Origin of the sequence: Gimesia chilikensis, assembly GCF_007744075.1 — a bacterium.
Classification (GTDB): Bacteria; Planctomycetota; Planctomycetia; order Planctomycetales; family Planctomycetaceae; genus Gimesia; species Gimesia chilikensis_A.
Genome location: NZ_CP036266.1, coordinates 7,877,947 through 7,903,017, shown reverse-complemented (window position 1 = coordinate 7,903,017; position 25,071 = coordinate 7,877,947). Strand labels below are relative to the sequence as shown.

The 25,071-nt window shown below is 47.8% G+C and carries 17 protein-coding genes; 16 read left to right on the top strand and 1 reads right to left on the bottom strand.

What is annotated here, in order from left to right; all coding sequences use genetic code 11:
- The 13 genes from HG66A1_RS30055 to HG66A1_RS29995 all read left to right on the top strand — a co-directional run bounded on the left by HG66A1_RS30055 (nt 1) and on the right by HG66A1_RS29995 (nt 16,279).
- The gene (locus HG66A1_RS30055) at nt 1-807 is read left to right on the top strand and encodes a hypothetical protein (RefSeq protein WP_145192989.1); all 807 of its coding nucleotides are present in this window, start codon (nt 1-3) and stop codon (nt 805-807) included.
- A gap of 1 nt (nt 808) precedes the next feature.
- A complete protein-coding gene (pglX, locus tag HG66A1_RS30050; RefSeq protein ID WP_145192987.1) occupies nt 809-4,768 on the top strand; it encodes a BREX-1 system adenine-specific DNA-methyltransferase PglX in 3,960 nt (1,319 codons plus the stop codon).
- Complete coding sequence (locus HG66A1_RS30045; RefSeq protein WP_145192985.1) at nt 4,768-5,874, top strand: nucleotidyltransferase domain-containing protein; 1,107 nt, start codon at nt 4,768-4,770, stop codon at nt 5,872-5,874. The genes pglX and HG66A1_RS30045 overlap by 1 nt, the downstream gene beginning before the upstream one ends.
- 1 nt (nt 5,875) lies before the next feature.
- The gene (locus tag HG66A1_RS30040) at nt 5,876-6,673 is read left to right on the top strand and encodes a hypothetical protein (protein WP_145192983.1); all 798 of its coding nucleotides are present in this window, start codon (nt 5,876-5,878) and stop codon (nt 6,671-6,673) included.
- 21 nt (nt 6,674-6,694) lie between these two features.
- Entirely contained in the window at nt 6,695-9,286 is a 2,592-nt protein-coding gene (locus HG66A1_RS30035) for a PglZ domain-containing protein (RefSeq protein ID WP_145192981.1), read from the top strand.
- A 9-nt stretch (nt 9,287-9,295) separates the two neighbouring features.
- The gene (gene brxL, locus HG66A1_RS30030) at nt 9,296-11,323 is read left to right on the top strand and encodes a protease Lon-related BREX system protein BrxL (protein ID WP_145192979.1); all 2,028 of its coding nucleotides are present in this window, start codon (nt 9,296-9,298) and stop codon (nt 11,321-11,323) included.
- Nucleotides 11,324-11,340: 17 nt separating this feature from the next.
- Nucleotides 11,341-12,381, top strand: coding sequence for a hypothetical protein (locus tag HG66A1_RS30025; protein WP_145192977.1), 1,041 nt, complete (start codon nt 11,341-11,343; stop codon nt 12,379-12,381).
- Nucleotides 12,382-12,489: 108 nt separating this feature from the next.
- Nucleotides 12,490-13,359 (top strand): plasmid pRiA4b ORF-3 family protein, encoded by an 870-nt coding sequence (locus HG66A1_RS30020; RefSeq protein ID WP_197996875.1) that lies wholly within the window; start codon nt 12,490-12,492, stop codon nt 13,357-13,359.
- Nucleotides 13,359-13,871 (top strand): hypothetical protein, encoded by a 513-nt coding sequence (locus tag HG66A1_RS30015; RefSeq protein ID WP_145192975.1) that lies wholly within the window; start codon nt 13,359-13,361, stop codon nt 13,869-13,871. The genes HG66A1_RS30020 and HG66A1_RS30015 overlap by 1 nt, the downstream gene beginning before the upstream one ends.
- A 38-nt stretch (nt 13,872-13,909) precedes the next feature.
- Complete coding sequence (locus HG66A1_RS30010; protein ID WP_145192973.1) at nt 13,910-14,116, top strand: hypothetical protein; 207 nt, start codon at nt 13,910-13,912, stop codon at nt 14,114-14,116.
- A gap of 9 nt (nt 14,117-14,125) precedes the next feature.
- On the top strand, nt 14,126-14,677 hold the full coding sequence (locus tag HG66A1_RS30005) for a hypothetical protein (protein WP_145192971.1): 552 nt from the start codon (nt 14,126-14,128) through the stop codon (nt 14,675-14,677).
- A gap of 246 nt (nt 14,678-14,923) precedes the next feature.
- A complete protein-coding gene (locus HG66A1_RS30000; protein ID WP_145192969.1) occupies nt 14,924-15,403 on the top strand; it encodes a TIGR03067 domain-containing protein in 480 nt (159 codons plus the stop codon).
- Between the two features lie 60 nt (nt 15,404-15,463).
- On the top strand, nt 15,464-16,279 hold the full coding sequence (locus HG66A1_RS29995; protein WP_145192967.1) for an MBL fold metallo-hydrolase: 816 nt from the start codon (nt 15,464-15,466) through the stop codon (nt 16,277-16,279).
- Nucleotides 16,280-16,423: 144 nt separating this feature from the next.
- Here HG66A1_RS29995 and HG66A1_RS29990 read toward each other — a convergent pair whose 3' ends face one another.
- Nucleotides 16,424-19,792 carry an AAA domain-containing protein gene (locus HG66A1_RS29990; protein WP_145192965.1) on the bottom strand — a complete coding sequence of 1,123 codons (3,369 nt, stop codon included), beginning with the start codon at nt 19,790-19,792 and terminating at the stop codon, nt 16,424-16,426.
- A 179-nt stretch (nt 19,793-19,971) separates the two neighbouring features.
- On the opposite strand from HG66A1_RS29990, the gene HG66A1_RS29985 reads away from it, so the two are divergent.
- From HG66A1_RS29985 to HG66A1_RS29975, 3 genes are all read left to right on the top strand, one after another.
- Nucleotides 19,972-20,694, top strand: a complete 723-nt coding sequence (locus tag HG66A1_RS29985) for a toll/interleukin-1 receptor domain-containing protein (RefSeq protein WP_145192963.1) — start codon at nt 19,972-19,974, stop codon at nt 20,692-20,694.
- A 53-nt stretch (nt 20,695-20,747) separates the two neighbouring features.
- A complete protein-coding gene (locus HG66A1_RS29980; protein WP_145192961.1) occupies nt 20,748-21,926 on the top strand; it encodes a hypothetical protein in 1,179 nt (392 codons plus the stop codon).
- Between the two features lie 84 nt (nt 21,927-22,010).
- A complete protein-coding gene (locus HG66A1_RS29975) occupies nt 22,011-25,064 on the top strand; it encodes a DEAD/DEAH box helicase (RefSeq protein ID WP_145192960.1) in 3,054 nt (1,017 codons plus the stop codon).
- Nucleotides 25,065-25,071: the final 7 nt, after the last annotated feature.

Genomic DNA, 25,071 nt, shown 5'->3' with positions numbered 1-25,071 from the left:
ATGCTCAGTCCTCGACAAATTTTTGAAGACAACATCCGGCCAGCGGACCTGCTGCTAAAGGTCTATCGGCTTTTGGAGCATGATGCGCCCAACACCGAAGAAGGTGTACTTCGCACACTACGAGATTTGGTGAAGGCCGATCACGATGAAGGGGTGATGGTCATATACAACGAAGTCTTTCTAGGGATGATTCGGGAACGGGCTGAAGTCGCCCCAAGACTCATTCGTAAGAGCGCCCTTTGCAATTTACTTCGACAAGCCGTTGTGATCGCCTGCACTGGTTTGGAGACATATCTCCCGGCAGTAATGAATGCGCACTTTGAGGAACTAATCACGATCAAGGGACGATCATTCATCAACATTAAAGATAAGGAACTAGTCGGTCATCTCTCTGCAATCAGATTTGACTTGCCGGATGCCCTTCGGCTTCTTGCTGATCCTGACACGCTGTTTGTCGCAAACAAGGTTCGACTCTACTTGGAAACAAACCTCAGTGGCCGACGAGGGGTCCACGTTGTAGGCGTGATGTTCGGAGTCGAACAACCTTGGGGCGAGATTGGAGCTAGGCTCAGTCGCAAGCCGACAGAACTCGGCAAATTGGTTGAGGATACTGTCAGTCGTCGCAACGACATCGTGCATCGAGCTGACCGGAACAAGACAGACCTAAGTGGCGAACAACAACAAATTGCCCCAGCTTTTGCGATGCAAGCAGTCGATACGATTCGGCATGTCGTGACTTGTTTAGACGACCTGATTCAAAATCAAATGAAACAACTACGAGCGGCGCAACCACAGGGAGCGGAGTGATATGGACCAAGAGATTCGCAACAAGCTCCGCAATGTCGTGACGCAGTGCCGCAAGCTACTGGAAGACTCCATTTCACAGGAGCTTGAGGGGAAGTACACCATCTTTACCAAAGATGAAAAGGTCATTGCCGATTCAAACGCCGAGATGAATAACTTGACGACTGACGAGGATCGGGCGGCACGCAAAGATATTCTCGATCACTTCGCCCACATCAAGGCCCGTGGGTTCAAGCCGAAGGAGGCTCTCGATCAGTTGGTGCGGGAAATTGCCTTCACGCACCTCAATCGACTCTGTGCCTACAAGATGATGGAAGCCCGTGATGTCTATGTAGGAGGGCAGAAGTTTCGTGAAGCAGTGAGTCGGGGTGTGAACTCCAATGGCGTGAAGTTCTATCTAGCCGACCATGAGGAAGATGAACGGCTCTACAACACCGGACATCAGGATGTTGCCTACCGTCATTTCTTGGACTGGCTGGGTGGGGCACTCTCCGACGAAATCGGCGTGCTTTTCAATCCCAACGATCCGGCCAATCGCCTGTACCCTCGACAGAAGACGTTGGATGAAGTTCTCGACCTGCTCAATGGCGGCGGAATCAAGGCCGAGGAAACTGAGTTACGAGAACAATGGCCGCTAATCTGGTCGCAGGACGAAACCATCGGCTGGGTCTACCAGTATTTCACGCCCAAGGAATTGCGAGATAAAGCACGCAAGGAAAGCCAAGCACCCCGCAATTCTTACGAACTGGCCTTCCGAAATCAGTTTTTCACACCCCGCTATGTGGTCGAGTTCCTGACTGACAACACGTTGGGGCGCATCTGGTACGAGATGCGTAAAGGCGAGACGAGGCTCAAGGATCAATGCCGGTACATGGTTCGTCGCCCCACCGACAATTTCCTCAAGGAAGACGAACAACCGCCCAAGGATGCCGCTGAGGGGCAAGACGATCTTTCGCAGGAAGAACTGCTCAAGCTCCCAGTCCCCATTCTTCACCGCCAAAAGAAGGACCCACGGGAATTGAAGATTCTCGACCCAGCCTGTGGCAGCGGTCACTTCCTGCTGTACTGCTTCGACCTATTGCTGACGATTTACGAGGAAGCCTACGCCGACCCCGACCTCGGCCCGGCGCTTCAGAAGGATTACCCGAAGTTGGAAGACTTGGAACGTGATGTTCCTCGGTTGATTCTCGCCCACAACCTGCACGGCATCGACATTGACCTGCGGGCCAGCCAGATTGCAGCGTTGGCCCTTTGGCTGCGTTGCCAGCGAGCATATCAGGATATGGGGCTGAAGAAGGACCGCCCGACGATCACCCGCTCCAACTTCGTCTGTGCGGAACCGATGCCGGGTGAAGAGCAAATGCTCAAAGAGTTTGTCGGACAGCTTGAACCGAAAGTCCTCGGCCAAGTCGTGGAAGTCGTCTTCGATAAAATGAAACTGGCAGGTGAGGCTGGATCGCTGCTCAAGATCGAAGAAGAAATTCGAGATGCGATCCGTGAAGCCAAGCGGCAGTACGAAATCGGTGGCATCTCGATTCAGCGGACTCTGTTCGACAAACCAAGCGAGCCGGTAGTCAAAGTCTTCTCGGTAAAGGAAATCACTGACTCTCAATTCTTCGAGCAAGCAGAAGAAAAAGTTATTGAAGCTCTGCGGTCCTACGCCGAAAAAGCGCAGAATGGCCAGCGTCTGCAACGCAGGCTATTCACGGAGGACGCTGTACGGGGCTTTGCCTTTGTGGATTTGTGCCAAAATCGCTATGACGTGGTGCTTATGAATCCACCGTTCGGTCTCGCACCAGAAAGGGCTTTTGCATACTTAAAGAAGGCATTTCCACTCAGCTACACGGAATTACTTGCAACATTTGTTGAACGATCTCTCCATTTATGTACTGGCATTGGAGGAGCAATTACATCTCGCTCTTTCATGGTCGCCACCCGCCTTCGAAATTGGAGGCACGATATTCTTATTGACAGGATTGTGACTATTGCAGATCTTGGTGCAGCGGTCATGGATGCGGCCCTTGTAGAGTCTGCTGCTTACACCTTTGTTGCCGATCCATTACCTCGCCATCCACTTGTAGCTTTCGATGTCCGTCGTCAAGCCGGACGTGAAGAACAGTTATCCAAAGCGATCAGGATCGACAACGGTGGGGAATCGGTTGCATTCCGCCTACTTCCGAGCGTGTTTAAGCGTTTTCCCAATTACAAGATTCTTTACTCTCTCCCTTCTAAGGTCGCCGACTTGCTTGTGTTACCAAGCAAGTTTGAGCCAACCGTAGGAACGGCTCGACAAGGGATGACTACGTGGGATGATTTTCGGTTCATCCGGCTCCGCTGGGAAGTCGCTCCCGACATGATTGGGCCAAACAACAGGTGGGAGCATCTCGCTAAAGGCGGTGGCTATCAGAGGTATTACGGTAACATTCATCTCGTCGTCGGATGGGATAGCGACGGAAAAGAGATGCGTGAAGCGAACATTCGTGTGAACGGAACTGATGCCCAAGCACGTCAAGCTTCGGACTATTGGCGGCGACCGGGGGCGACATACTCGCTACGCAGCGGGCGTGGCTTTAGCGCACGAGTTCTGCCTTCTGGCTGCCTCTTCACAAGTCAAGGGCCAGTCATCTTCTCAGAATCGAAGGTGAGCAACATAGCCATTTTAGGGTGGGTAAACTCGAAGCTAATCACCAGCCTCATCGAGCTACAGTCAAACGCTGGGAAGTTTATGAGCGGCATCATTAAGACTCTACCGTGGAAAGGCATCGAATGCGATGACCTCCCTCGCCTTGAAGCAGCCACCAATGATCTGATTCAGAATCTTCGATCGCTGGACGCCATTAACGAGACCAGTGCCGTTTACTGCGGCCTGCCCAATTGCACAAGCCTTACTGCTTTGATTCGGAACGTGCGAGGCCAATTTCTTACATTGCAGCAACGAGTTACTGCCATTGACGCCGACTGGGATCGCACAGTGAATGCAGCATACGGAATGACTCAACAAGATGTTCGTCGGCTGCGGGAAATCAACGTGTTCGATGACGACGATGACTCGTCGGATGGGCAACGTGACGACGAAGGCACTCCTAGTCTGAGCGACTCGACTATTGCAGGGATGCTTCTTTCGCACTCGGTCGGCATTGTTTTCGGACGATGGGGGCTAAAGTCTTATTCCGAACTCGCAAACGAGCTTGCATCAAAGAGTCCTTACAGTGTTCTTCCGTCGTATCCTCCACAAGCCATTCAGGACACACCCGGCAGTTTGCAAAGTCAAGCCGGTGGACTTCCTCAAGATTCTCAAACGCTTGCCATCCTAGTTGACGACCCGGACCACGCTGATGACATCGTGAGGCGTATTCGAGATGTATGTGATGTCATTTCTGAGGGCCGAGGAGATGCCGTCGAAACAGAGGCGTGCGACATCCTCGGCGTTAAGAAGATTCGAGACTACCTTCGCAAACCCGGAAAAAACGGTTTCTGGGACGATCATGTGACTAGGTACTCGCAGAGCCGCAGAAGCGCCCCGATCTACTGGTTGCTCCAATCCTTGAAGAAGAACTACGCCATCTGGTTGTATTACCACCAGTTGGACAAAGACCTGCTCTTCAAAGCGTTGGTAAATTACGTCGAACCAAAGATTCGATTGGAAACCAGCCGTCTCGAAGCACTTCGCAGCCAGAGTGCCGTCGCTGGCGACTCTGGTAAGGAAGCCAAGCGAATTGCCAAGGAAGCAGAAAAACAAGAAGACTTCCTCTCTGAACTGCGGGACTTCGAGGACAAGCTGCGCCGGGCAGCAAACCTGCATCTCGAACCGGACCTCAACGATGGAGTCGTCCTGAACATCGCCCCGCTCCACGAACTGGTCCCTTGGAAGGTTGCCAAGAAATACTGGAACGAGCTACTCGCAGGCAAATACGAGTGGTCATCCATCGGCAAGCAACTACATCAGAAAGGATTGGTGAAGTAATGCCCAATGGCTCAATTGACCCCGCTTTCGACTATGTGGCGCAGTTCAGTGCCGACAGTGGCAAAGAATGGCCCACGATGGTGGCTGCACAAGCGGATGCTTTTGCGGTGCAGGATTTGCTTCTTAAAACGTTGCGACAGTTTACATCGGACGATGTGGATGTGGTTGTCTTCGGTTCATTGGCTCGCCGTGAGTGGACCAGTGGCAGCGACGTGGACTGGACCATGCTGGTTGACGGTCAAGCTGATACGCAACATCGAGTCGCCGCCAGAGAAATCGAAATGACTCTGGCAGAGATGAATTACAAAGATGTATCACTGAAAGGACCGGGTGCGGAAGGCATCTTCGGAAACATGGCGTTTAGTCATGAAATTGTGCATCACATCGGAGGTCAGGCCGACACGAACCGAAATACCACACAGCGAGTTCTTCTGTTGCTGGAAGCAACGTCGTTGCGTGATTCTGATGACGAACTGGGAGGTTCCTACGCTCGCATTGTTCGTCAGATTCTCAATAGATATCTGATGAGTGATTCAAACTTCCATAGCCAACCCGATGATGAGTCTCGCATTCCCCGATTTCTAATGAACGACGTTGTTCGATACTGGCGGACGATGTGCGTAGACTTTGCTTATAAGGACTGGGATCAAGGAGGAAAGAAATGGGCGATTCGAAACATCAAACTGCGGACTTCAAGGAAGCTGCTCTTCGTCGCTGGTTTATTGATGGTATTCAGCTGCTACAAAAACGAGTCGCTTCTAAGCGATGGAGCGAATTCCGGTGACTACCAAATGAAGCTTCAAAAACACCTGTTAAACTTCGTTCACTCGACGCCGCTCAACATTCTCGTGTGGACGTTACGAGAATTGGGACTGGATGAGCCTTGTAGGGCCTTCTTGTGTATTTACGAAGAGTTTCTTGGCCAGATCAACGATAAGACGGTTCGGGACCATCTTGGTATACTGAGCGAAGAGGACGTCTACACCGATGCCATTTTCCTGAAATGTCGGGAGATCAGCCACCGGCTGCAAGCGACACTGAGAAGTATGTGTTTTGAGATCGACACTCCCTTGCGGGAGTTTACTTGTGAATACGGAGTGTTCTAAGATGAAAATTGGATTTTCAACAGGCAGTATTGCCTTGGACGACGTGCGACGAGGCCTGCGGGTAGCGACACATCAACGTGCCAATGCAGTGGAACTATCGGCACTGCGGGAAGATGAACTCGATCCATTATTGGAGTCACTGGATCGATTGGAGAATGACCTACTGCCGTTCGAATACGTCTCGTTCCACGCACCAAGCAAACGAACTCGCTTCTCTGAATCCGAATTTGTCGAGAAGCTTCGAAAGGTTGCTGACCGAGGTTGGGCGATCATCGTTCATCCTGATGTAATCGAGGACTTCTCGCTTTGGCGGTCGCTTGGGCCAGCGGTCTGCATCGAGAACATGGACAAGCGCAAGGAGATTGGACGGACAGCTGCTCAGTTACGGACGGTTTTCGAGAAGCTTCCCGATGCAACATTTTGTTTTGATATCGGTCACGCACGGCAGGTCGATCCCACGATGCAGGAAGCGGAGACGTTTCTTGAACTGTTTCATGATCGACTGCGACAGGTTCACATGAGTTATGTCAACTCGCAAAGCCGACATGAAAGATTGAATTTTGAGAGCATTCGGGCCTTCCAGCGAGTGGCTCATTGGCTAAGCGAGGCAACTCCGATCATTCTGGAGACGCCTGTGAAATCAAGTGATATCGATGACGAAATCAAGTCCGCTGAGAGTGTCTTTTCAGCTCTCTGGTGCTGCATCTCTTCGAGTTGGCACTTGCCGGATCAAGACGAAAATTTGGATCAGAGGCGGCAGGCAGGCCCTAATTGTGGCCCTGATGTCTCTTCGAAGTAACTAAGGAGTATTGTCAAAGAAATGGCTGTTGTCACTGAACATCTCGTACAACTCATCGCCAAACAGGTTGATGACAAGGGGCTGGTCGTCTGGTACGACCCGGAGAAAGCCTATGACGCAGCGGTAGCGGAACTCACCCTGCCAAACACCACCGTCGCCCATTACGAAGGCAGCTTTCTTCAGTTGCGCAAAGAGATCGACCATCTGCTCAACGACGGACAACCGCCCCGGTTGGTCGTGTACGTCCCTGTCGAGCGTGAGAAGACCTATAGCGCTCTGATTGAACTCGATTGTGCGGGGATAGTCATGCAACCCCGGCAACAACCACCTGCCTGCAACACTCGCCTTTCCGTCTTAGCTCGTAATGCTCTCAAGCCGATTTTGGGCGAGGATCAAGTTGGTGAAATCGAACGACAAGTGGAGTCGGGCAAGTTGTCATTGGCCGATCTGAATTCGTTGGCCGAACAGGGAATTGATATTTCAACCGGCGTGTTAAAACTCATCTTCGACTCGGCCAATCCACAGGAAGTTGCCTTGGCCTTCTTACACAGCGACCAGCACGATGAAGAGGTCGGCAAAAAGGACGCCCAGAAGGAACTTCGTCATCTGTTGCAAATCAGCTTCGACATTGAACTCCCCGCTGCGGATGCCCTCTCGAACTGGCGATTACAATTGAGTCGGCATGTACTGCTGACCGATTTATTGACCGTCCTCAATAAGCAAGTACCAGTGTCACTCTCGTCGGTTCCAGTGGCCAATAGCAATGGCGGCATTGATGCCTGCATCCGATTGGCTCGCACATGGCGAAACGACCGGGAAGTGCGAGACAGCTACGTCACCGTGGCCAACAAGGTCGAACAAGAACTTGGCCTCGATCAGCTTGAATTTCCCGTGGAACCACTCACAGAGAACGAAACCTTCCCGTGCATTGAACGGGCTTTGCTTATACATGTGGAAAGCGAATTGCTCAAGTCGGCGACTTCGGACCTGCTGGAGTTGGCCGAGTATCGCCTCTCAAGATTCTGGGCCGATGTGGTTCCGGCAATTCAGGCTCGATGGGCGCTGATCTCTTCCTCCGCCGAGGTCTTGGTCGAAGCCGACCGTGTGGGCAAGGCACTGAAGAATGCTCCCACGACAGTTCCGGCCCTCGTCAGAGCGTATGCCGACGATGATGAGCCATGGTGCTTGCTCGACACGCACCACCGGCACATGGAGAGCCGCAAGTACAACTTTGAGTTTGCCGCAAGCAACGATCATCACGGGCTGGAAAAGCTCATCACCAAAGCAGAGCAGCGATACACCGAAGTCGGTTCCGAGTTAGCCAAACACTTCATCACGCAGTTCTCGAAGGCCAAGCATCCCATCAAAGGATTGCTGAGGCAGCGGGATATCTTCGAGAAGCAGGTGAAGCCACTTCTGGGCGAAGGCAAAGTTGCTTACGTCTGGGTGGACGCTTTGCGGTTTGAGATGGCTCGTGGGCTATGCCGGTTGCTCTCCGACGATTTCAAGCTGGAGGTTCAGCCAGCCATTGGCACCATGCCCACAATCACTGAGATCGGCATGGCGGCTCTACTCCCCAAGGCTCACGAGTCGGCCAAGGTGGTCAGCGTAGGGGGAGGGAAGCTCGCACTGGAGATCGACGGTAAGGTCATCAAGAATCGAAAGGACCGAGTGGCATTTCTGAAAGAACATGCGGGAGTAAAGGTCTTCGATACCAAGCTGGACGACCTTCTACCTAAGCCCGCCAAGAAAGTCAGGGACGGCATTCAGAATGCCGACTTGATTCTGATCACCTCACAAGAAATTGATGAACTAGGCGAGGCAGACAACATGTCACAGGCCCGGCTGCAAATCGACGGTGTACTGAGCCATTTGCGACGGGGAGTTCGAATTCTGGCTGACCAAGGTATTAAGACCATCGTGCTAGTAGCGGATCATGGGCACCTGTTTGCCGATGAGATCGGGGAGGACATGAAGATCGAAGCCCCCGGTGGTAAAGCAGAAGACCTGCATCGCCGGGTGTGGGTAGGGTCCGGCGGAACTTCGGAACCATCTTATCTACGGACATCACTGACCTCGCTGGGTATTGAGAGCGAGTTTGACATAGCAACCCCGTGGACCTTCGCTGTCTTCAAATCCAAGGGAGGCGGACGAGCTTATTTTCACGGCGGTTTATCCCCACAAGAATTGATTGTGCCGATGGTTGTGTTGCATTCGACGGCAAAGCCATCAGTCCAAACTACCGGCATCCAATGGACGTTAACTCCCGGTACGGCTAAACTGACCACAAGGTTTTTCTCGGTGCAGATTGCCGGAAGTCAAAGCGAGTCGAGCCTGTTCGGATTTGAACCACCAAAAATACGGATCGAATTGAGGGCCAGCAAGAAGTGTGTGTCGCTGCCGGTGAGTGCCTCATATGGATTCGAGGATGCGACCGGGGAAGTGAATTTAAAGATTTCTGAAGAGGACAACAAACGAATTGAACCAAATACCGTCACCGTGATGTTGTCGGAAGAAATTTCTCAGAAGACAGTGGGAGTCTACCTGCTAGACGCCACCACGGGTGTAGAACTGGCGGCTCCCCTGACTGTAGATGTCGCCATTTCGATGTGAGGATAAGTCATGCCAGAATTAGACCGAAAAGCGGCATCCGTGTTTGCGGGCAAAGTCGTTCGCAAAGATTTAGTCCGTAAGGTGAAAGTGGGGGCCAACGTCCCGGTTTTCGTCCTTGAATACCTGCTGGGCAAGTATTGCGCAACCGATGATCCCGTTGCCATCGACGCCGGGCTGAAGGTGGTCAATAACACATTATCCTCGAACTTTGTCCGCCCCGATGAGTCCAACAAAGCCCAATCGATTGTGAAAGACAAAGGAAAGCATACTCTGATCGATAAGGTGCAAGTCCGTTACGTCTCCGATGACGACAAATACTGGGCTGAACTCAAGAACTTTGGCCATAAGTTCGTTCACATCCCTGAACATTTCATGCGGGATTACGACCGACTACTGATGGGAGGTATTTGGGCACAAATTGATTTGCGTCACCAGTACGATGAAGAGCAGAAAGGCAAACGTAGTCCATTCTGGATCGACAGTATCAAACCGATTCAACTTGCCACCTTTGACCTCGAAGAATACCGGGAGTGCCGCAGCCAGTTCACCACGGATGAATGGATCGACCTGTTGCTCCGTACCATCGGTATGGAGCCGTCGTTTTTTGAACGACGAGTGAAGCTGCTTTTTCTAGTACGTCTGTTGGGCCTTTGTGAACAAAACTATAACCTTGTCGAACTTGGCCCCCGTGGAACCGGCAAGAGCTACGGTTATCAGGAGCTTTCACCATACACGATTCTCCTCACAGGCCCGACAACGGTGGCCAACCTGTTCTATAACATGGCCAGCGGCAAGATGGGATTGGTAGGAATGTGGGATGCTGTAGCGTTCGATGAAGTAGCTGACCTTCAAAAGATGCCGAAGGAAGTCGTGACTACACTCAAGACCTACTGCGAATCGGGTACGTTTGCCCGTGGCAAAGATTCGCTTTCCGGCATGGCATCGATTTCGATGTTCGGCAACACCAACCAACCTGTGGAGGTTATGGTTCGGTCGTCTCATCTATTCATGCCTATGCCTGACGTGATTCGAGAAGACATGGCTTTTCTCGACCGCATCCACTTCTACATCCCCGGTTGGGAAATCCCAAAGATGCGAGTTGAGTTCTTTACCGACCACTATGGCTTCGTCGTGGATTATTTGGCGGAGGCATTGAGAGAACTTCGAAGGCACAATTTCACAGAAATAATCGACCGGCATTTCGCACTTGGTTCTCATCTGAATGCTCGTGATGTGAAAGCCGTTCGGAAATCGGTGTCAGGGCTGGTCAAGCTGATCTATCCACACGGCGAAGTGACGAAGGATGAGTTGGGAGAACTTCTAGAACTGTCATTGGAAGGCCGTCGCCGGGTAAAGGAACAACTCAAGAAAATGGGGTCATTCGAGTACCATCAGACTTCTTTCTCTTTCATTGACAGCGAGTCTCGTGAGGAACGGTTTGTTGGTGTTCCCGAACAAGGCGGTCGAGACATGATTGCGGCGGACCCACTGGCTCCCGGCTCTCTCTATACCGCCTCCGTCGATGACCAAGGTAAAGTGGGGCTTTACCGGCTGGAGGTGGGCACATCACCGGGAACAGGCAAACTCAAAATCGCTGGCGGTGTGGAAGGTGCCATGAAGGAATCGCTCCAGCGAGCCTTCGCTTACCTTCAAGGCCAGAAGGTAAAAATGGGAATTGGTCAGCAGTTCGATACGACCGACTTTCACGTCGAGGCCATCGACCTACTCAGCAACCACGTTCCCTGTGAAGCTGGTATCGCCTTAGTGGTCGCCGTCTATTCGGCGATTAAGCGACAATCGGTTCTGGCCGGTTTGGTGATCCTCGGCGACTTGAGTATTCAGGGAAATATCAAATCGCTCCGCACGCTGGCTGAACCACTGCAAGTCGCAATGGATAACGGGGCACGCCGAGCATTGGTTCCGCTGGAGAACAAACGCAACTTCCTCGAAGTGTCAGGCGACATCGTGGAAAGAGTGGACCCAGTGTTCTTTTCTGACCCAATGACTGCGGCAATGAAGGCGTTAGGGATGACATAACTTAGAGAAGACAAACTATGCTCAAGATCGACAGAAAAAACCAAAGCTTCTCATTGCTCGACACACCCACGCTGGCAGATGTGTCGATCACGGAGCGGTACGACTTACAAGAGTTCATCTCGAATAGTCCAGATGCCTTCTTTAAGGAACTCGGACTGGAACTATTCCTGATCGGAAAAGAGATAGAACCATCGCAGAACGTGCAGGATCGCATCGATCTACTTGCTGTCGATAAAGAGGGTGGTTGTGTCGTTGTTGAACTGAAACGTGGCAATCACAAACTTCACATGCTTCAGGCAATTTCCTATGCCGGAATGATCTCCCAATGGGAGCCTGATGATTTCCTCAAATTGCTGGACGACGTACAACAGGATGCGTTGACGGATTTTCTGGAAGTTGATCGTGACGACATCAATCGACAGCAGCGGATCATTCTCATTGCCGAGGGTTATGACTATGCACTGTTAATCGCCGCAGAATGGCTCAGTGAGCAATACGGCGTGGACATCACCTGCTGTCGGATCGCCGTTGCAAAGGATTCAGTAACCGATTCAGAGTATCTCGTCTGCTCCAATGTCTATCCTGCTCCTGAGTTGGCGAAAGAATCAGTGTCACGAGGCCGAAAGCATGGCAGTACCAGCAAGGTCAAATGGCCTGATTGTAAAGCAGCTTTGGCCGGTGTCAGCAATCCAGCCGTCACGTCGTACTTCGAGCAAGAATTGACGGCAGATCGAGAATCATATCTTCGAAAACGCATCCTGAGATATCGACTCGGTGGTAAACGCCGATGGTTTATGGCTGCACGGACGAAGAACGCTTACGTCTGGCAGCAAGGTCGATTTGAAGGTGACATGGACTTCTGGAAGAAGGGCCTAAGCGATCCCGAAGTGGTAAAGCCGGTCAAAGATGGTCAGTGCCTTAGATTGTTCCTCGATTCAGCCCCAGACTTTCAATTTTTCAACGACTCAGTGACACAAAAACTCCAGTCAATTGAATGGCATGGCGGAACGTCCGACGAGGGCGTGGACGAAACAGAGACACTTGGCGACGAATGCTAAACCAGCATTCTTGAAATCGATGAAACGAAGGCGTAACGACGTTGGGGCATTGTGGACAAAAACGTCAATCTGTTTGATGGGAGTGACGCACGACGAGGCAGTTGAGAAATGGATAAAGAAAAACGATGGACGAAAAAGGGCGAAACGATGATTTCCCTCACCCAAGCCCAACGCAAAGTCGTAGCCGACCTCCTGCCCAAATTCGCCGACCGTTTGAAGCTCAGCGAAAATAATTCTCGCACGATCTCTTTCACAACAAAAGAACTTGAATCGATCCGACAGAATGCCGAGGTCGCACGCTCCCACGCCGATAACGGCATGAAGCGAAACTCTCTGCGGCATATTGTGGATGCCGTCACCAAAGCCCTCGACAACTCCGATGGCATAGTCTCAATTCCGGCTCCAGAGCGACTGTACCAATTCAAGATCACACTACTCGAATCTCAGCCGCAAATCTGGCGACGAATTCAGATCAAGGACTCCACGTTGGACAAGTTCCATGAACGAATCCAGACAGCGATGGGCTGGACCAACTCTCATCTTCATCAGTTCGAGATCAATGGGGAACGCTATGGAAATCCCGAACTACTGGACGATGGGTTCGAGGATTTTGAGTGTGTGGATTCCACCATCACCAAGATCAGTGATATCATTCCGAAGGATGGCAAGCGATTCGACTTCCTGTATAAGTACGACTTTGGTGACGGCTGGGGACATGAGGTTCTATTCGAAGGATGTCTCCGTGCGGAGAAAGGCGGTAGGTATCCACTATGCGTCGAAGGTGAGATGAACTGCCCACCAGAAGACGTTGGCGGTATCTGGGGTTATCTTGAGTTCCTCGAAGCCCTAGCTGATCCGAAGCACGAGCAACATGATGATTTCGTGGAGTGGGCTGGCGACTTCGATCCAGAAGAGTTCGATGCAGAAAAAACAACGAAAGTGATGCGGCGAGGGCTGCCAAATAGGAAACACCACTGATGAAGAAGAAAACAAAAAACGGCTCGGTCGATAAAAGTGAATTACGACATTTGCTGGAACAAAGGGTCCAAGTTCAGAAAATTAGGCAACCCACGAGCGATAATCCGTTCTCATGCCCCGAAGAAATTGCGCTGAAGTACGGGAGATCATACCGAAGACAACCACTTCCGAAGGGTATAGAACTTGGCGAGAAGAAACAGTGTTTCTTCAATGCGGCGATGCTGTCGATGCACAGAGGTCTAATCTATGTCGAAGGTTTTGCTGTTCTTGCAGACACCCCTTTACTTATTCATCATGCGTGGTGTGTCACTGAAGGTAAGGATGCCGTGATTGATCCTACGAGCGACAATCTGGTGGAATACATTGGTATTCCGTTTCGACCAGCTATCATCGAGGAAATCTGGTTAAGTGGGAGTGGTATGTCGCTTCTGAACAATACAAAAGGCAAATGGGCAGTCCTGCGTAAGACAGAAAAACAAGTTGAGGCAATGATCGCCGATAAGATTAAATAAAAAATGAGTCGTGCCTAAATCAACAAAGGAGTTACAGAATGAAAACAGACCCAATATCGAAAACCAAGGATGATTACGCCGACATCATCAAACATATAAGTCTCCCTGAATCGCCAGTGGGAATCGACGCACAATTCACACACGCAATGATTATTGCGTACCTTCAGCAGATTTCAGGGCGGCTTACCGACATCGAGACTCAGTTGAAAGAGATACAATCGTCAGACGGAGAGGATCAAAGTTAAGAATACTGAATGACAACTCTTCAACAACAACTTGACTCCCAGCACTTCTCCAACGATTACGAGTTGGTGAATGGAGTCGCAATGCACGCCGAGAATCCAGAGAATTTCCATATCCCGCCCGATGTTATCAAGCGACATGTAAACCCCAGCCAGTTTGTTGAACTCAGGATCGACTCTTCAAGGTTCTCCGTTCACGAGGACTCTCTTGAGAAATGTTCCTGCCCATCATGTAATGGTGAAATGTCGAAGCCGATTTTAAAGCACGACCATCCTGCATCATTGATACCGCTACCAATACAGAATGTCCCATCTCGTGGGTGGGGTGAGGATTTTTGGGTTCGAGTGGAAGAAAGGTCGGGAAGCTTGTTCCGTGGTGCTGTGGATAATCCATTGATCGAAACCCGACTGCACGGACTGAAGCAAGGTGACGAGATCATCTTCCATGAAGATCACATTCTTGCCGTTCACGACAGCCACCGACAAGAACTTGTTGCTGGGATGGATGTGGACGACCTGAAGGAACTGGCTCAGTGGGTTGGGCAAATACGACGACAAGGGTGATTGCTGACATCCACATCGATTACAATATCAACCTCCCGACTCGCTCAAGTACAGAATCCGGTCTGAAACGGAACTCATAGAAGGAGTGTCGTGGGTTGCCAGATTAGTAACGATAATTCGAGAGCAGTTCGGACTTTAGCCCCTCTCATAATTAAAATAGTTGTACGTAACTTTCTGGTCGGCTAAAATCAACTTTCGTCATAAATGCGGCGACTACCAATCTGGTCATCTTTAAGGGGAGATATTGTGTCACGTTCTCATTTCGGATTCATGTTAGTCGGAGCTTTAGCAATGCTCACGTTGTTTGGTTCGAATGCTACAGCAGACGATGCCAAGGATGAAGCAATCAAGAATGATCGCAAGATGCTGGAAGGGACATGGAGGCTCGTCTCCTACGAAATCAATGGCACTAAGATTAACGAAGAGTACATCAAGAACTTTACGGTGGTTAATAGTACTGATGGCACATGGAGTCTTCGCTCAAAGGGCAATGAAGTCATCAAGGGAACGAGCACCATTGATCCAACACAGAAACCCAAAACCATCGTTTTCATACCAAGTAAAGGTCATGGCGAGGGTAAGCGGTTCAACGGAATATACATACTTGGAGAGAAAACTCGAAAGTTGTGTTTTGCCTCAGCGGGAAAAGATCGTCCTACTGAGTTCACTTCTACGCCCGGTAATGAAATATTTCTTGCAACATTCGAGAGAGAAAAGCCCAAGTAGGAAGCCGCATATCTTATGCGAAATACCAATTCGTAGATAAACCAATGAAAAATGAACAAAATGTCCAACTTCATCTGCACAACCTGCGGGACGCAGTTCAATGAGATGGATCAGCCACCTCCCGAATGTAAGATTTGTACTGATGAGCGGCAGTACGTTGGCTGGCAAGGACAGCAATGGACGACTCTCCCAGATCTTCGAGAGTCGCATCGAAACGTCATCAGGCTCAAAGAATTTGGTCTCTATGGGATCGGGATGGAACCAGCCTTTGCAATTGGTCAGCGGGCATTGCTCATTGTTCGTCCCGAAGGAAACATCCTCTGGGACTGCATCCCGCTCATCGATGATGGCCTCATTCAAATGGTGAAAGGCATCGGTGGTATCTCAGCCATTGCCATTTCACATCCGCACTACTACACGAGCATGGTGGAATGGAGCCGAGCATTTGATTGCCCGATCTATCTGCACGAGGACGACCGGGAGTGGGTGATGCGGTCCGATCCAGCCGTTCAGTTTTGGGATGGTGAAACGAAGGAGATCAGTGATGACCTGACATTGATTCGGTGCGGTGGACACTTTGACGGCGGTACGGTCCTGCACTGGTCCGAGGGTGCAACTAGAGAGGGAGTGCTTCTCACCGGCGATATTTTGCAAGTTGTTCAGGATCGACGCTGGGTGAGTTTCATGTACTCCTATCCCAACTTCATCCCTTTGCCAGCATCAGTAGTTCGGCGAATTGCTGACACCGTCGAACCGTTCAGTTTCTCTCGCATCTATGGAGCCTTCTGGGGAAAGATTGTTACCACAGATGGAAAAGCGGCTGTCCAGAGATCAGCGGTACGGTACATCAAAGCTCTGGATGATCACAATGAATAAACAGAGTCACAACCTCACATGTAAAACAATCTTTGAATTGATATTACTTTTTAGCCACACTACCCGATTCGGAAACTAAACAGATCCATTGGGGAAATGTTTCGAGATGATTTTATAATAAATTTCTCTAACCAAGAAGTATTCTTAACCTGATTGAACCTCAACGCATCTCCCAATCGCTTTCATCAATATTTGTGATGGATCATAGTTTCCATTCACTCCATAGATTGCTAAAAGTGATCTGGCACGTGTCATTGCCACATACAAATTGTTGGCAAGGATTTGCCCATCTCCAGTCACATACTGATCCACACACGGAATCAAGACAACTTCCGATTCATACCCCTTATATGAATGTGAAGTTGTCACGATCAGCGTATTAGGTCGCCTTTCAAAAGCTCGGTTTGTCTGAACTGATAATTCCACATTGATCTTAGACAATAGTGGTCCTAATTTAGATTCAAGAAGCTGGACGGCAGAATTTGAATTATAAATCAGGCAGATATCACATGGTGAGATTTTCTCTTCTGTGATTAAGTGTTTTAAATGTCTGAAAATGGCGTCCAATTCAGTCTGTCTATCATCGAACGAATGAAAGATTGGATTAGGTCCACTGATCTGGTTGTATCTGATTTTCAACCATTCTTCAGGTCCATTTTGAGTTCGTTCAACCAATCCCATCTCGATCAACTCCTGCTGGTCCTGTCTTTTGTCCTTTGGCGTGAGTTGATTGAGAATGTTTATAGCAAGTTCTGTTACTGGCGTCGTTGAGCGGAAACTCTCACGCATGATTGTGGAACGACCACGCATATCCAGACCGAACTCTGTCCATTTTGGTGTTTTACGACCATAAATATTCTGGGCATTATCGTAAAAGATGTGGGCGGAACGACTGTTGGGATCTTCCAAATCAGTTTGTTCGACCAGCGAAAGCAACAGCTTCAATGTGGAAGGCCCCATATCTTGAGCCTCATCAATAAATAAGGCTGAACAGCGTGGGAGCATTTCGGATTGATCATGACAATTCAGAAACTCTTCCGCTGCTCGGTCATAATCGAACTCGAATCGATTCATGGTTAATGATGCAATCGGGAGAATTTCAGTGAGAACATCTTTAATGTGCAAGAGAGATACTGATTCCCACGGAAAGTCACCCTCATCAAATAATTCGCCATCAGACATTGAACTCCATGCCGATTCGACTGACTCCCGCAGCAGTTTATGCAAAGATCTATTTGCATAAACTGCCCATACATGGAAATCTTTCGTGTCGGTCATACGCTTAACTGTTTTAGCAAGCCAGTTGCAAAGGACAATGGATTTTCCACTTCCCGCAACTCCACGTACAAGACGAGGCTTCCCATCCAGTTTTAAGTTTGTGAGCCGTTGTTGCTCCTCGGATAGAATCGGTTTCATCGACTGCCGGTTGGCTATTTGGCCCCCAAGCGAATTATCGGCTCTCTTCTCTTTTTGTTTTGATGGATCATGACCAGAATTATGAGTATTGCCCCCTTTGAGATCGACCTTTTGCCAGCGAACAGTAGCACCTTGCTGGACCAGTATGCTTGGAGTCAATTCCGCAGTAAGTGATTTCAGATAGGGTTCTTCCATTTCACTACGGCTGGCCAGAACGATGACAGCTTCTCTGGCTCGGCTCAGAGCCACGTTCGTAAGCCTTTTCCATTCTTCAAATGGCCAACTGTAACTACTGGCATTGACTGTATCGAATATTACGATATCGGCCTCAGAACCCTGCTGACTATGAACCGTTGAAGCTTCCCAGTTAGGAAGATCCCAATTAGAAAATCGCTTCGAAATGGATTGAGCCTGTGCCTTGAATGGAGAAATAAACAATCCTTTTGATTGTCTTACAGAACTTTCTGAAAACAACTTTTGTAAAATGTCAGGAGTGATGGATCTCATCCAGCTATTGTTACCCTGACCTCTCTTTGCACGAATCGATACAAGATCTGAATCTTCTTCATCAAGCACATACCAGATTGCTCTGGAGTAATCTGAAATAAATGTTGGCAGGGTCGATTCCCGGTCTATCGTCTCCTTTGCAGTTTTCAAAAAGCCATCATACTGATAATTCGAAACGATTTTGCATACGTCTGGATGCATTCTTCGCTGTTCGGACAGGACATGAACTGCTGATGGAGTTTCTTCAATTTCATCCAGATGACTCAGACCACTGCTGGCCAACCATGTTTGCTGCCGAGTTGTCAGTATTCGAGTGATGCGACTGATTGGGGCTAGTTGCTTCGAATCACCGACTAAAACAACTCGTTTTGCTGCGAGCAAAGACAATGCAGCAACCGCAGTACGGGAAATTAACCCAGCTTCATCAATGAAGATTGTTGTGAATGGTGCGTCACCATTTTCAATCAATTTCCTGATTGTGGAATCATTCAGAAAACTCATTGCTTTAAAAGCCGTTGAAATTACAACACGTACATCTGGATCGAAAAAAATGAGTTTACTCTGATCGTTCGTTTTCGACCGCAGTTCTGAGATTTTCTTTCTGGCAAATGCTTTATCATCTGAGGATTCAGTTGATTTAAGATCATGTGTCAGGCTTTCAATTTTTGAAAGCAATTCAGACTCAGTACCTTCCAACAATTCTTCCAGATGATTTGCTTTGAACCGCTGGGCAGAAGCCCCCTTGCCAATTCGAAGTATCTCTCCATTCTCCAAGTAAGATGTATCAATTGTTCTTGTTGCATCTCCAATCGAGAGAGCGACTGCATCAGTTGCTCTGTTGGTGGTTGAAACAACAAGAATACGTTCTGTTTGATCATCCAATATTGATGCGATTTGCAATCCAGTGGTGTATGTCTTACCTGTCCCCGGAGGCCCCCACAAAATACTCCAAGAGTGCTTCCATAAGTTGGTTAAATGTGGAAGTCCTTCTGAACATGTTTCTGCAATCTGTGGATGAATATTACCTTTAGATGCTTCTAATCTGGCTGGTAACTCAGTTCTGACTTCTTCAAATGCCGGTTCGTTATAGACTGCATCGAGAACTGAAAGAAATTCGAAAGGTCGAACAAAGAAAGCTCCTGTTTGTGGAGGATTCTCAGAGTCTTCCAGTGTGATGAATAGACAGTTATTTTGTTCATCGACTTCTACGATTTCACCAGACCAGAGAGCTTCGTTTTCGTGAGCGATATTCTCATGGTAGGAATTAGGAGAATCTTCATTGTCCTCAAGTGATTGGGGCCGAAAAGCAAAGGCCCCCTCCCACGTCCAATCAGACTCAAACGAAACATCCAAGTGAATAGCGTAAACTGTTCCCCGCCCCTGCTCGGAAAGGACGCTGATCTCTTTGCAATTAAGCCTTTTCCATTTTGCTTCGTTTCGGAACTCCTGTCTGACAGCATAACTGGCGTCATCCAGAATCGAGGCATCTACAGATGGTAATCCCAGATCTGAACTGAATCTGGCAGGTTCAAAATCGATGTTTTCCATCGATTCAGGATCGTCTAAATCTTCCGCCAGTTCTTCATCCATTCATATCAACCAAAGATCTTTATTTCGCTGTGAGAATACCCGCTACTCAAGTGTGTACTTTCTCTTTATTGCAGGGTAAATTTAATTTAGTACAGATAGTATACATAACCGTCCATAGCTGCAATCGAGTAATGTATGAATCCAGTTCAGCAACAGTGTAATTAAGGAAGGATATTGGTATGGATTGGGATTTATTCATAAGCCATGCGAGTGAAGATAAAGATGAAATCGTACGTCCATTGGCAAATATATTTTCTGCGAATAATGTGAATGTGTGGTATGACGAATTTGAATTTGAAATTGGTGACAACCTTAGAGAAACTATCGAGAACGGATTGAGAAACAGCAGATATGGTCTTGTAGTTTTAAGCCAACATTTCTTTGAAAAATATTGGCCAAAGCGTGAACTTGATGGACTGATTACTTTAGAGACCACCGGTAATGATCGCATTCTCCCAATTTGGCATAAAGTAACTGCAGAGGATGTAAAAAAGCATGTCCTTCTCTTGGCAGGCAGATATGGACTTTCAACTAATGAAGGTCTCAATGTAATAGCTGATAAAATTTCGAAAAAGATCTGTACTTTCCGAATCACCGACCATTTCGGTCGCAAAGAAAAAAGGAACATATCCTGTTGTAATTATGAAGGTATTCCAGTTATTCCTGCATGGCTTAAAACTGAGCCTGATAGAATTAGCTGCGTATGGCTTTTGGAGAGACTGACAAAACGAGCTGAATTACGTGTATTTAAAGATCCCTTTTGGGGGAATGGAACATGGTTCGTTGTGGATGATATAGAAGGTGATGGTGTTGTCATCAATGAAGATCAGTTCAATGATCTGATACCCCCGTCACCCACTACCCCATCTCCTACAACTCCTCCTCCCACATCATATTTTTGAATCGTTTTTGAGTGTTACTGTATCGAATAATACCTATTTAAACAGGAGTCATCTTGGAACTCACGAAACGTCAAAAAACTCTATTTGATCGTCTCGTTACTCTTGGCGAATGGGCAAACACTGGAGAACTTCCTTACCATCCACTGGAAATTCTTGGTTTTGGTAGTTTCTTCCGGGGTAAACGAAATCCAAACGATATTGATTTAATCTTTCGTATTCCTAAGGAGCATCTCCCTGAATTTGATGAATTCGTGCAGCTTCTTTATGAAATTCGAAATGACTGGGATTTAGAAGAACGAAATGCAAATCCACATGATGCCCTCGTTGAGCTACGCACAAACGAAGATCAAAGAGTGGCTAATTTCTCTGATAGTGTTTTTCGTAAATATCTGAACTGGATTAAACCATATTCGTGGAACATGCTTCGGCCAAACGATATTCACCAGCATAATGAAATTGCTTCACCTTATGCCTACTCCAAACGAATGATCAAAATGAACCTGCCGAAGCTGAATGTGGTTTCTTATCTTAGCCCCGAAGAAGAGAAAATGAAAAGAGATGGACTGCGATGTGGATTCGTAGTTTCAATTTGGTCTAAGGACTCTCCAGACACGGTATCAAATCTCAAGAGACTTCTCTCAGAAGAATGCGTTGTCCAGAATCTTGCTCGGGAATTAGCTTATTTTGATGTGCAGATATCAGAAGTATCGGCATACAAACAATTACTGGAAGCGGAAATCGAATTATTGCTTAAAATCCCCCGACGTAGAAAAGCGAAAAACGGCAGTATCTGGTTTGATGAATATTCAGAGTCACATGCTAACCTTGTGGTTGTCCATCAGGGTTACAATTCTGCAAAAGAAGCCAGTAAACGTTTTGACGAAGAGCAATGGGGGAAGGAAATCGACATCAAAATAAGATCAGTTGCGGAATCAGCAAAAACAGCCGACCAGTCTCGAAAGACATTGAAAGAGCTCTATCGCCTGAATGATATGCTTGAATCGATTAGAAATGTTCTGGCATATTTTAAATCGGGTGAAGATGAAACTGAATTAAACGCAAAAGAATACGTCGTTGATTGTATTCTTAAATCTGGATCACAAAAGCTGAAAGATGAAAAGGCAGAATTTCTTAGAAATCGTGGTTTCCCCGTTGATCATGTTTTGAAGAAGAAGGAACGTGATCACAGAAAACATATTTCGGAGATTAGAGCCCAGTTTGATAATCAGTAATACTATACCAGTGAATATACCAGATGACTCAGAATGCAAGTTTGTGTGGCTCTGAGGAATTCATAATCCCAAGAAATGTTATAAATGCCGGACTCACAACCATACCATCTGGGCCAAATCGTTCGCCTGAAATCTCAGCCAGATAAAATCGGTGCAGTTGTAGAAGTAAAAGAGACAGACCCGGAATATCAATATACTGTTCTGATTGATGGAAAAGCTTCCAGCTATTTCACCTCACAACTGATTGCTGATGACGAACCCAGTCAAATCAAGCAGGTTCTGTCAGCAACAGAATGTCAGGCACTTCTCACAGCCCGCTTAATCAATCACCCAAGCACATCAACACTCTATTCATTAAATGCTGCTCGCATTGATTTTGTTCCGTATCAATACCGCCCCGTGCTCCGATTTCTTCGAGCTGACCGCCCCCGCCTGCTGATCGCAGATGGTGTTGGTGTTGGAAAGACCATAGAAGCAGGACTGATTTTACGTGAATTACAGGCTCGACAGGAAATCAACTCAGTATTAATCATATGTCCCCGACCACTCCTTTCTGAAAAGAAGTGGCAGACAGAAATGAAGCGGTTCGATCAGAACTTCGAACATTTCGACGGGAAAATGCTTCGTCACTGCATTTCCGAATGCGATCTTGATGGAGAATGGCCTGAAAGACACCAGTTTGGAATCATTCCCTATTCAATACTAAATGAAGAAATTATCACTGGTACTAAAACAGGCAAGAATTCAAAGAAGCCTTGCTTACTGGATCTCGATCCTGCCCCTCATTTTGACCTTGTTATTGTGGACGAAGCCCACCGGATCTCGAACCCCACTACTTATGGTCACGAGGCTGTTAAATATTTCTGCGATAACGCAGAAGCTGTCATATTTTTGACTGCCACTCCCCTCCAGCTTGGCAATTGTGACCTCTTTTCACTATTAAAATTGTTGAGACCAGATGTAGTGATTGATCGGGATAGTTTCGATCACATGTCAGAGCCGAATCCCATGATCAATGAAGCGGTGAGACATGCCCGTAGTGCATCTGTTGAATGGCAATCCAAGGCGTTGGAAAGCCTGAAAAAGGCACAGTCGACCTCTTGGGGGGCTTCAATGCTCACCAACAACCCGGAAGTGGATGAAATCACCGATAAGCTATCCTCTCCTGATGCCTCGGAACAGGAGAGGATCATAATTATCGATCAACTTGAAAACCTGCATACGTTTTCAGGGATTATCAATCGTACTCGCCGACGTGATATTGGTGAATTTACGATACGACAATCCCACACAGTAGAAGTCCCTTTTACTGATTCTCAAAACACTTTGCATGATGCTCTTTTGAAAGTACAGTCAGATATTCTTGCAGATTTGCACGGTTCAAGAAGTGTCAACTTCATGATGTCCACGATTCGCCGTCAGGCAGCCAGTTGCTTGTATGGGCTTGCACCGTATATCAAAGACATTCTGTCACGACATATCTGTGAAGAGGAACTCTCAGAAGTAGACATCGAAGATTTTGGGATCGAATCAGGTGATTTGAATTCTATCGCTGAAAGAATCCAATCAGTTATTGCTATGGCGAATAATCTGGACAAGAAAGACCCCAAGCTAGAGAAAGTGATTCAACTTGTAAACCAAAAGCAGGAAGCCCAGATATATCCTAACCACCGAATCATGATATTTAGCTCGTTTCGACACACTTTGCATTACCTCAAAGAAGGGCTGTTAAGTGCCGGGATTCGAGTCGGTCTAGTTCATGGTAATGTTCCTGATGAAGAACGCACAACAGTTCGTCACCGTTTCGAGCGACCTAAAGATGATCCAGAAGCTCTCGACGTGGTTTTGTTTTCCGAAGTTGGGTGTGAAGGTCTGGACTACCAGTTCTGCGATTGCATCATCAATTATGACCTACCGTGGAACCCAATGCGAATTGAACAGCGAATTGGACGTATTGATCGAAACGGACAAAAAAGCCAGTTTGTCAGCGTTTACAATATGATCACACCGGGGACAGTTGATGCTGATATTTATGAACGTTGTTTAATGCGTATTGGAATATTTGAGCAGGCTGTGGGTGCCAGCGAGGACATACTCGGAAAAATCACAAAAGAGTTAAATGAGATTGCTGTTAAATCAGAACTGACTCCCGCCGAACGTCAGGTACGGCTGCGACAACTGGAAGACAATGAAATACGCCAGCTTCTCGAAGAGGAGAAGCTGGAAGAAAAACAGCATGAGTTCTTCGGAATCTCACTACCGTTAAAAGATCGATTCAAAGTGGATGTTGATAATGCTACGAGTTATTGGCTGGAACCGGAAGCAATTCAGAATATGCTCAGTACATATCTGGAAACTATCAACGAATCAGCGGCAATTCTTGGGAAAACGGAAATCAAATCATTGCGTATCAATGAAGAAGCACGCAAGAAAATGCTACAGGACGCTCGTGTCTTCTCCAGTAATAATGATATTCAACAACGGAACTGGGAAAAATGGCTGAAAGGCAATGAACCACATTTACCAATAACATTTGATGGAGAAACTGCCAATGAAGACCGTTCGGTTCAGTTATTGAGTCCGGTACATCCACTGACACGTCAGGCGGCCTTTTCATTTGACACACATACGGACCCTGAAATTCACCTTTCTGTTACAGATAATAGGTTTACAGAAGGAGTCTACCCTTTTGCTATTTATCAGTGGGACTTCATTGGCTTACGGCATGATCTGGAACTTATAGTCATTTCAGATAATGAAAGCATCTCCAGTCATTTCTTTGAATTAATGCAGGTTGCTACAGACTCTGATTCTGTTATTTCAGAAATGGATCTGACTACTCTTGAATCACTCCACTATAACTGTTGGAAAGTTGCCCTTGATTTCCATCGAAGGAAAGTTATCAAGCTGGCAGAATTTAAACGACAGAGCCTGAAAGCCAGCTATGAAGGTCGCATTGCGATGCTTAATGATCGCCTGCGGTCTGCAACTGAAAAGAAGATTCAACGAATGAGAGAAGCTGAAATCAATCGGGCTAATCGGGAATATGAAGAAAGGTCCGCTGAATTAAGCAGCAGTGTTGAGAACCATGATATCAGGTATGAGCAGGTTTTAGTGGGAACAATACGAATAAGTTAAGGTGAGT

Coding starts and splice junctions, on each gene's coding strand:
- HG66A1_RS30055 (WP_145192989.1), top strand. CDS start 1: ATGCTCAGTCCTCGACAAATTTTTGAAGACAACATCCGGCCAGCGGAC.
- pglX (WP_145192987.1), top strand. CDS start 809: ATGGACCAAGAGATTCGCAACAAGCTCCGCAATGTCGTGACGCAGTGC.
- HG66A1_RS30045 (WP_145192985.1), top strand. CDS start 4,768: ATGCCCAATGGCTCAATTGACCCCGCTTTCGACTATGTGGCGCAGTTC.
- HG66A1_RS30040 (WP_145192983.1), top strand. CDS start 5,876: ATGAAAATTGGATTTTCAACAGGCAGTATTGCCTTGGACGACGTGCGA.
- HG66A1_RS30035 (WP_145192981.1), top strand. CDS start 6,695: ATGGCTGTTGTCACTGAACATCTCGTACAACTCATCGCCAAACAGGTT.
- brxL (WP_145192979.1), top strand. CDS start 9,296: ATGCCAGAATTAGACCGAAAAGCGGCATCCGTGTTTGCGGGCAAAGTC.
- HG66A1_RS30025 (WP_145192977.1), top strand. CDS start 11,341: ATGCTCAAGATCGACAGAAAAAACCAAAGCTTCTCATTGCTCGACACA.
- HG66A1_RS30020 (WP_197996875.1), top strand. CDS start 12,490: ATGGATAAAGAAAAACGATGGACGAAAAAGGGCGAAACGATGATTTCC.
- HG66A1_RS30015 (WP_145192975.1), top strand. CDS start 13,359: ATGAAGAAGAAAACAAAAAACGGCTCGGTCGATAAAAGTGAATTACGA.
- HG66A1_RS30010 (WP_145192973.1), top strand. CDS start 13,910: ATGAAAACAGACCCAATATCGAAAACCAAGGATGATTACGCCGACATC.
- HG66A1_RS30005 (WP_145192971.1), top strand. CDS start 14,126: ATGACAACTCTTCAACAACAACTTGACTCCCAGCACTTCTCCAACGAT.
- HG66A1_RS29995 (WP_145192967.1), top strand. CDS start 15,464: ATGTCCAACTTCATCTGCACAACCTGCGGGACGCAGTTCAATGAGATG.
- HG66A1_RS29990 (WP_145192965.1), bottom strand. CDS start 19,792: ATGGATGAAGAACTGGCGGAAGATTTAGACGATCCTGAATCGATGGAA.
- HG66A1_RS29985 (WP_145192963.1), top strand. CDS start 19,972: ATGGATTGGGATTTATTCATAAGCCATGCGAGTGAAGATAAAGATGAA.
- HG66A1_RS29975 (WP_145192960.1), top strand. CDS start 22,011: ATGCCGGACTCACAACCATACCATCTGGGCCAAATCGTTCGCCTGAAA.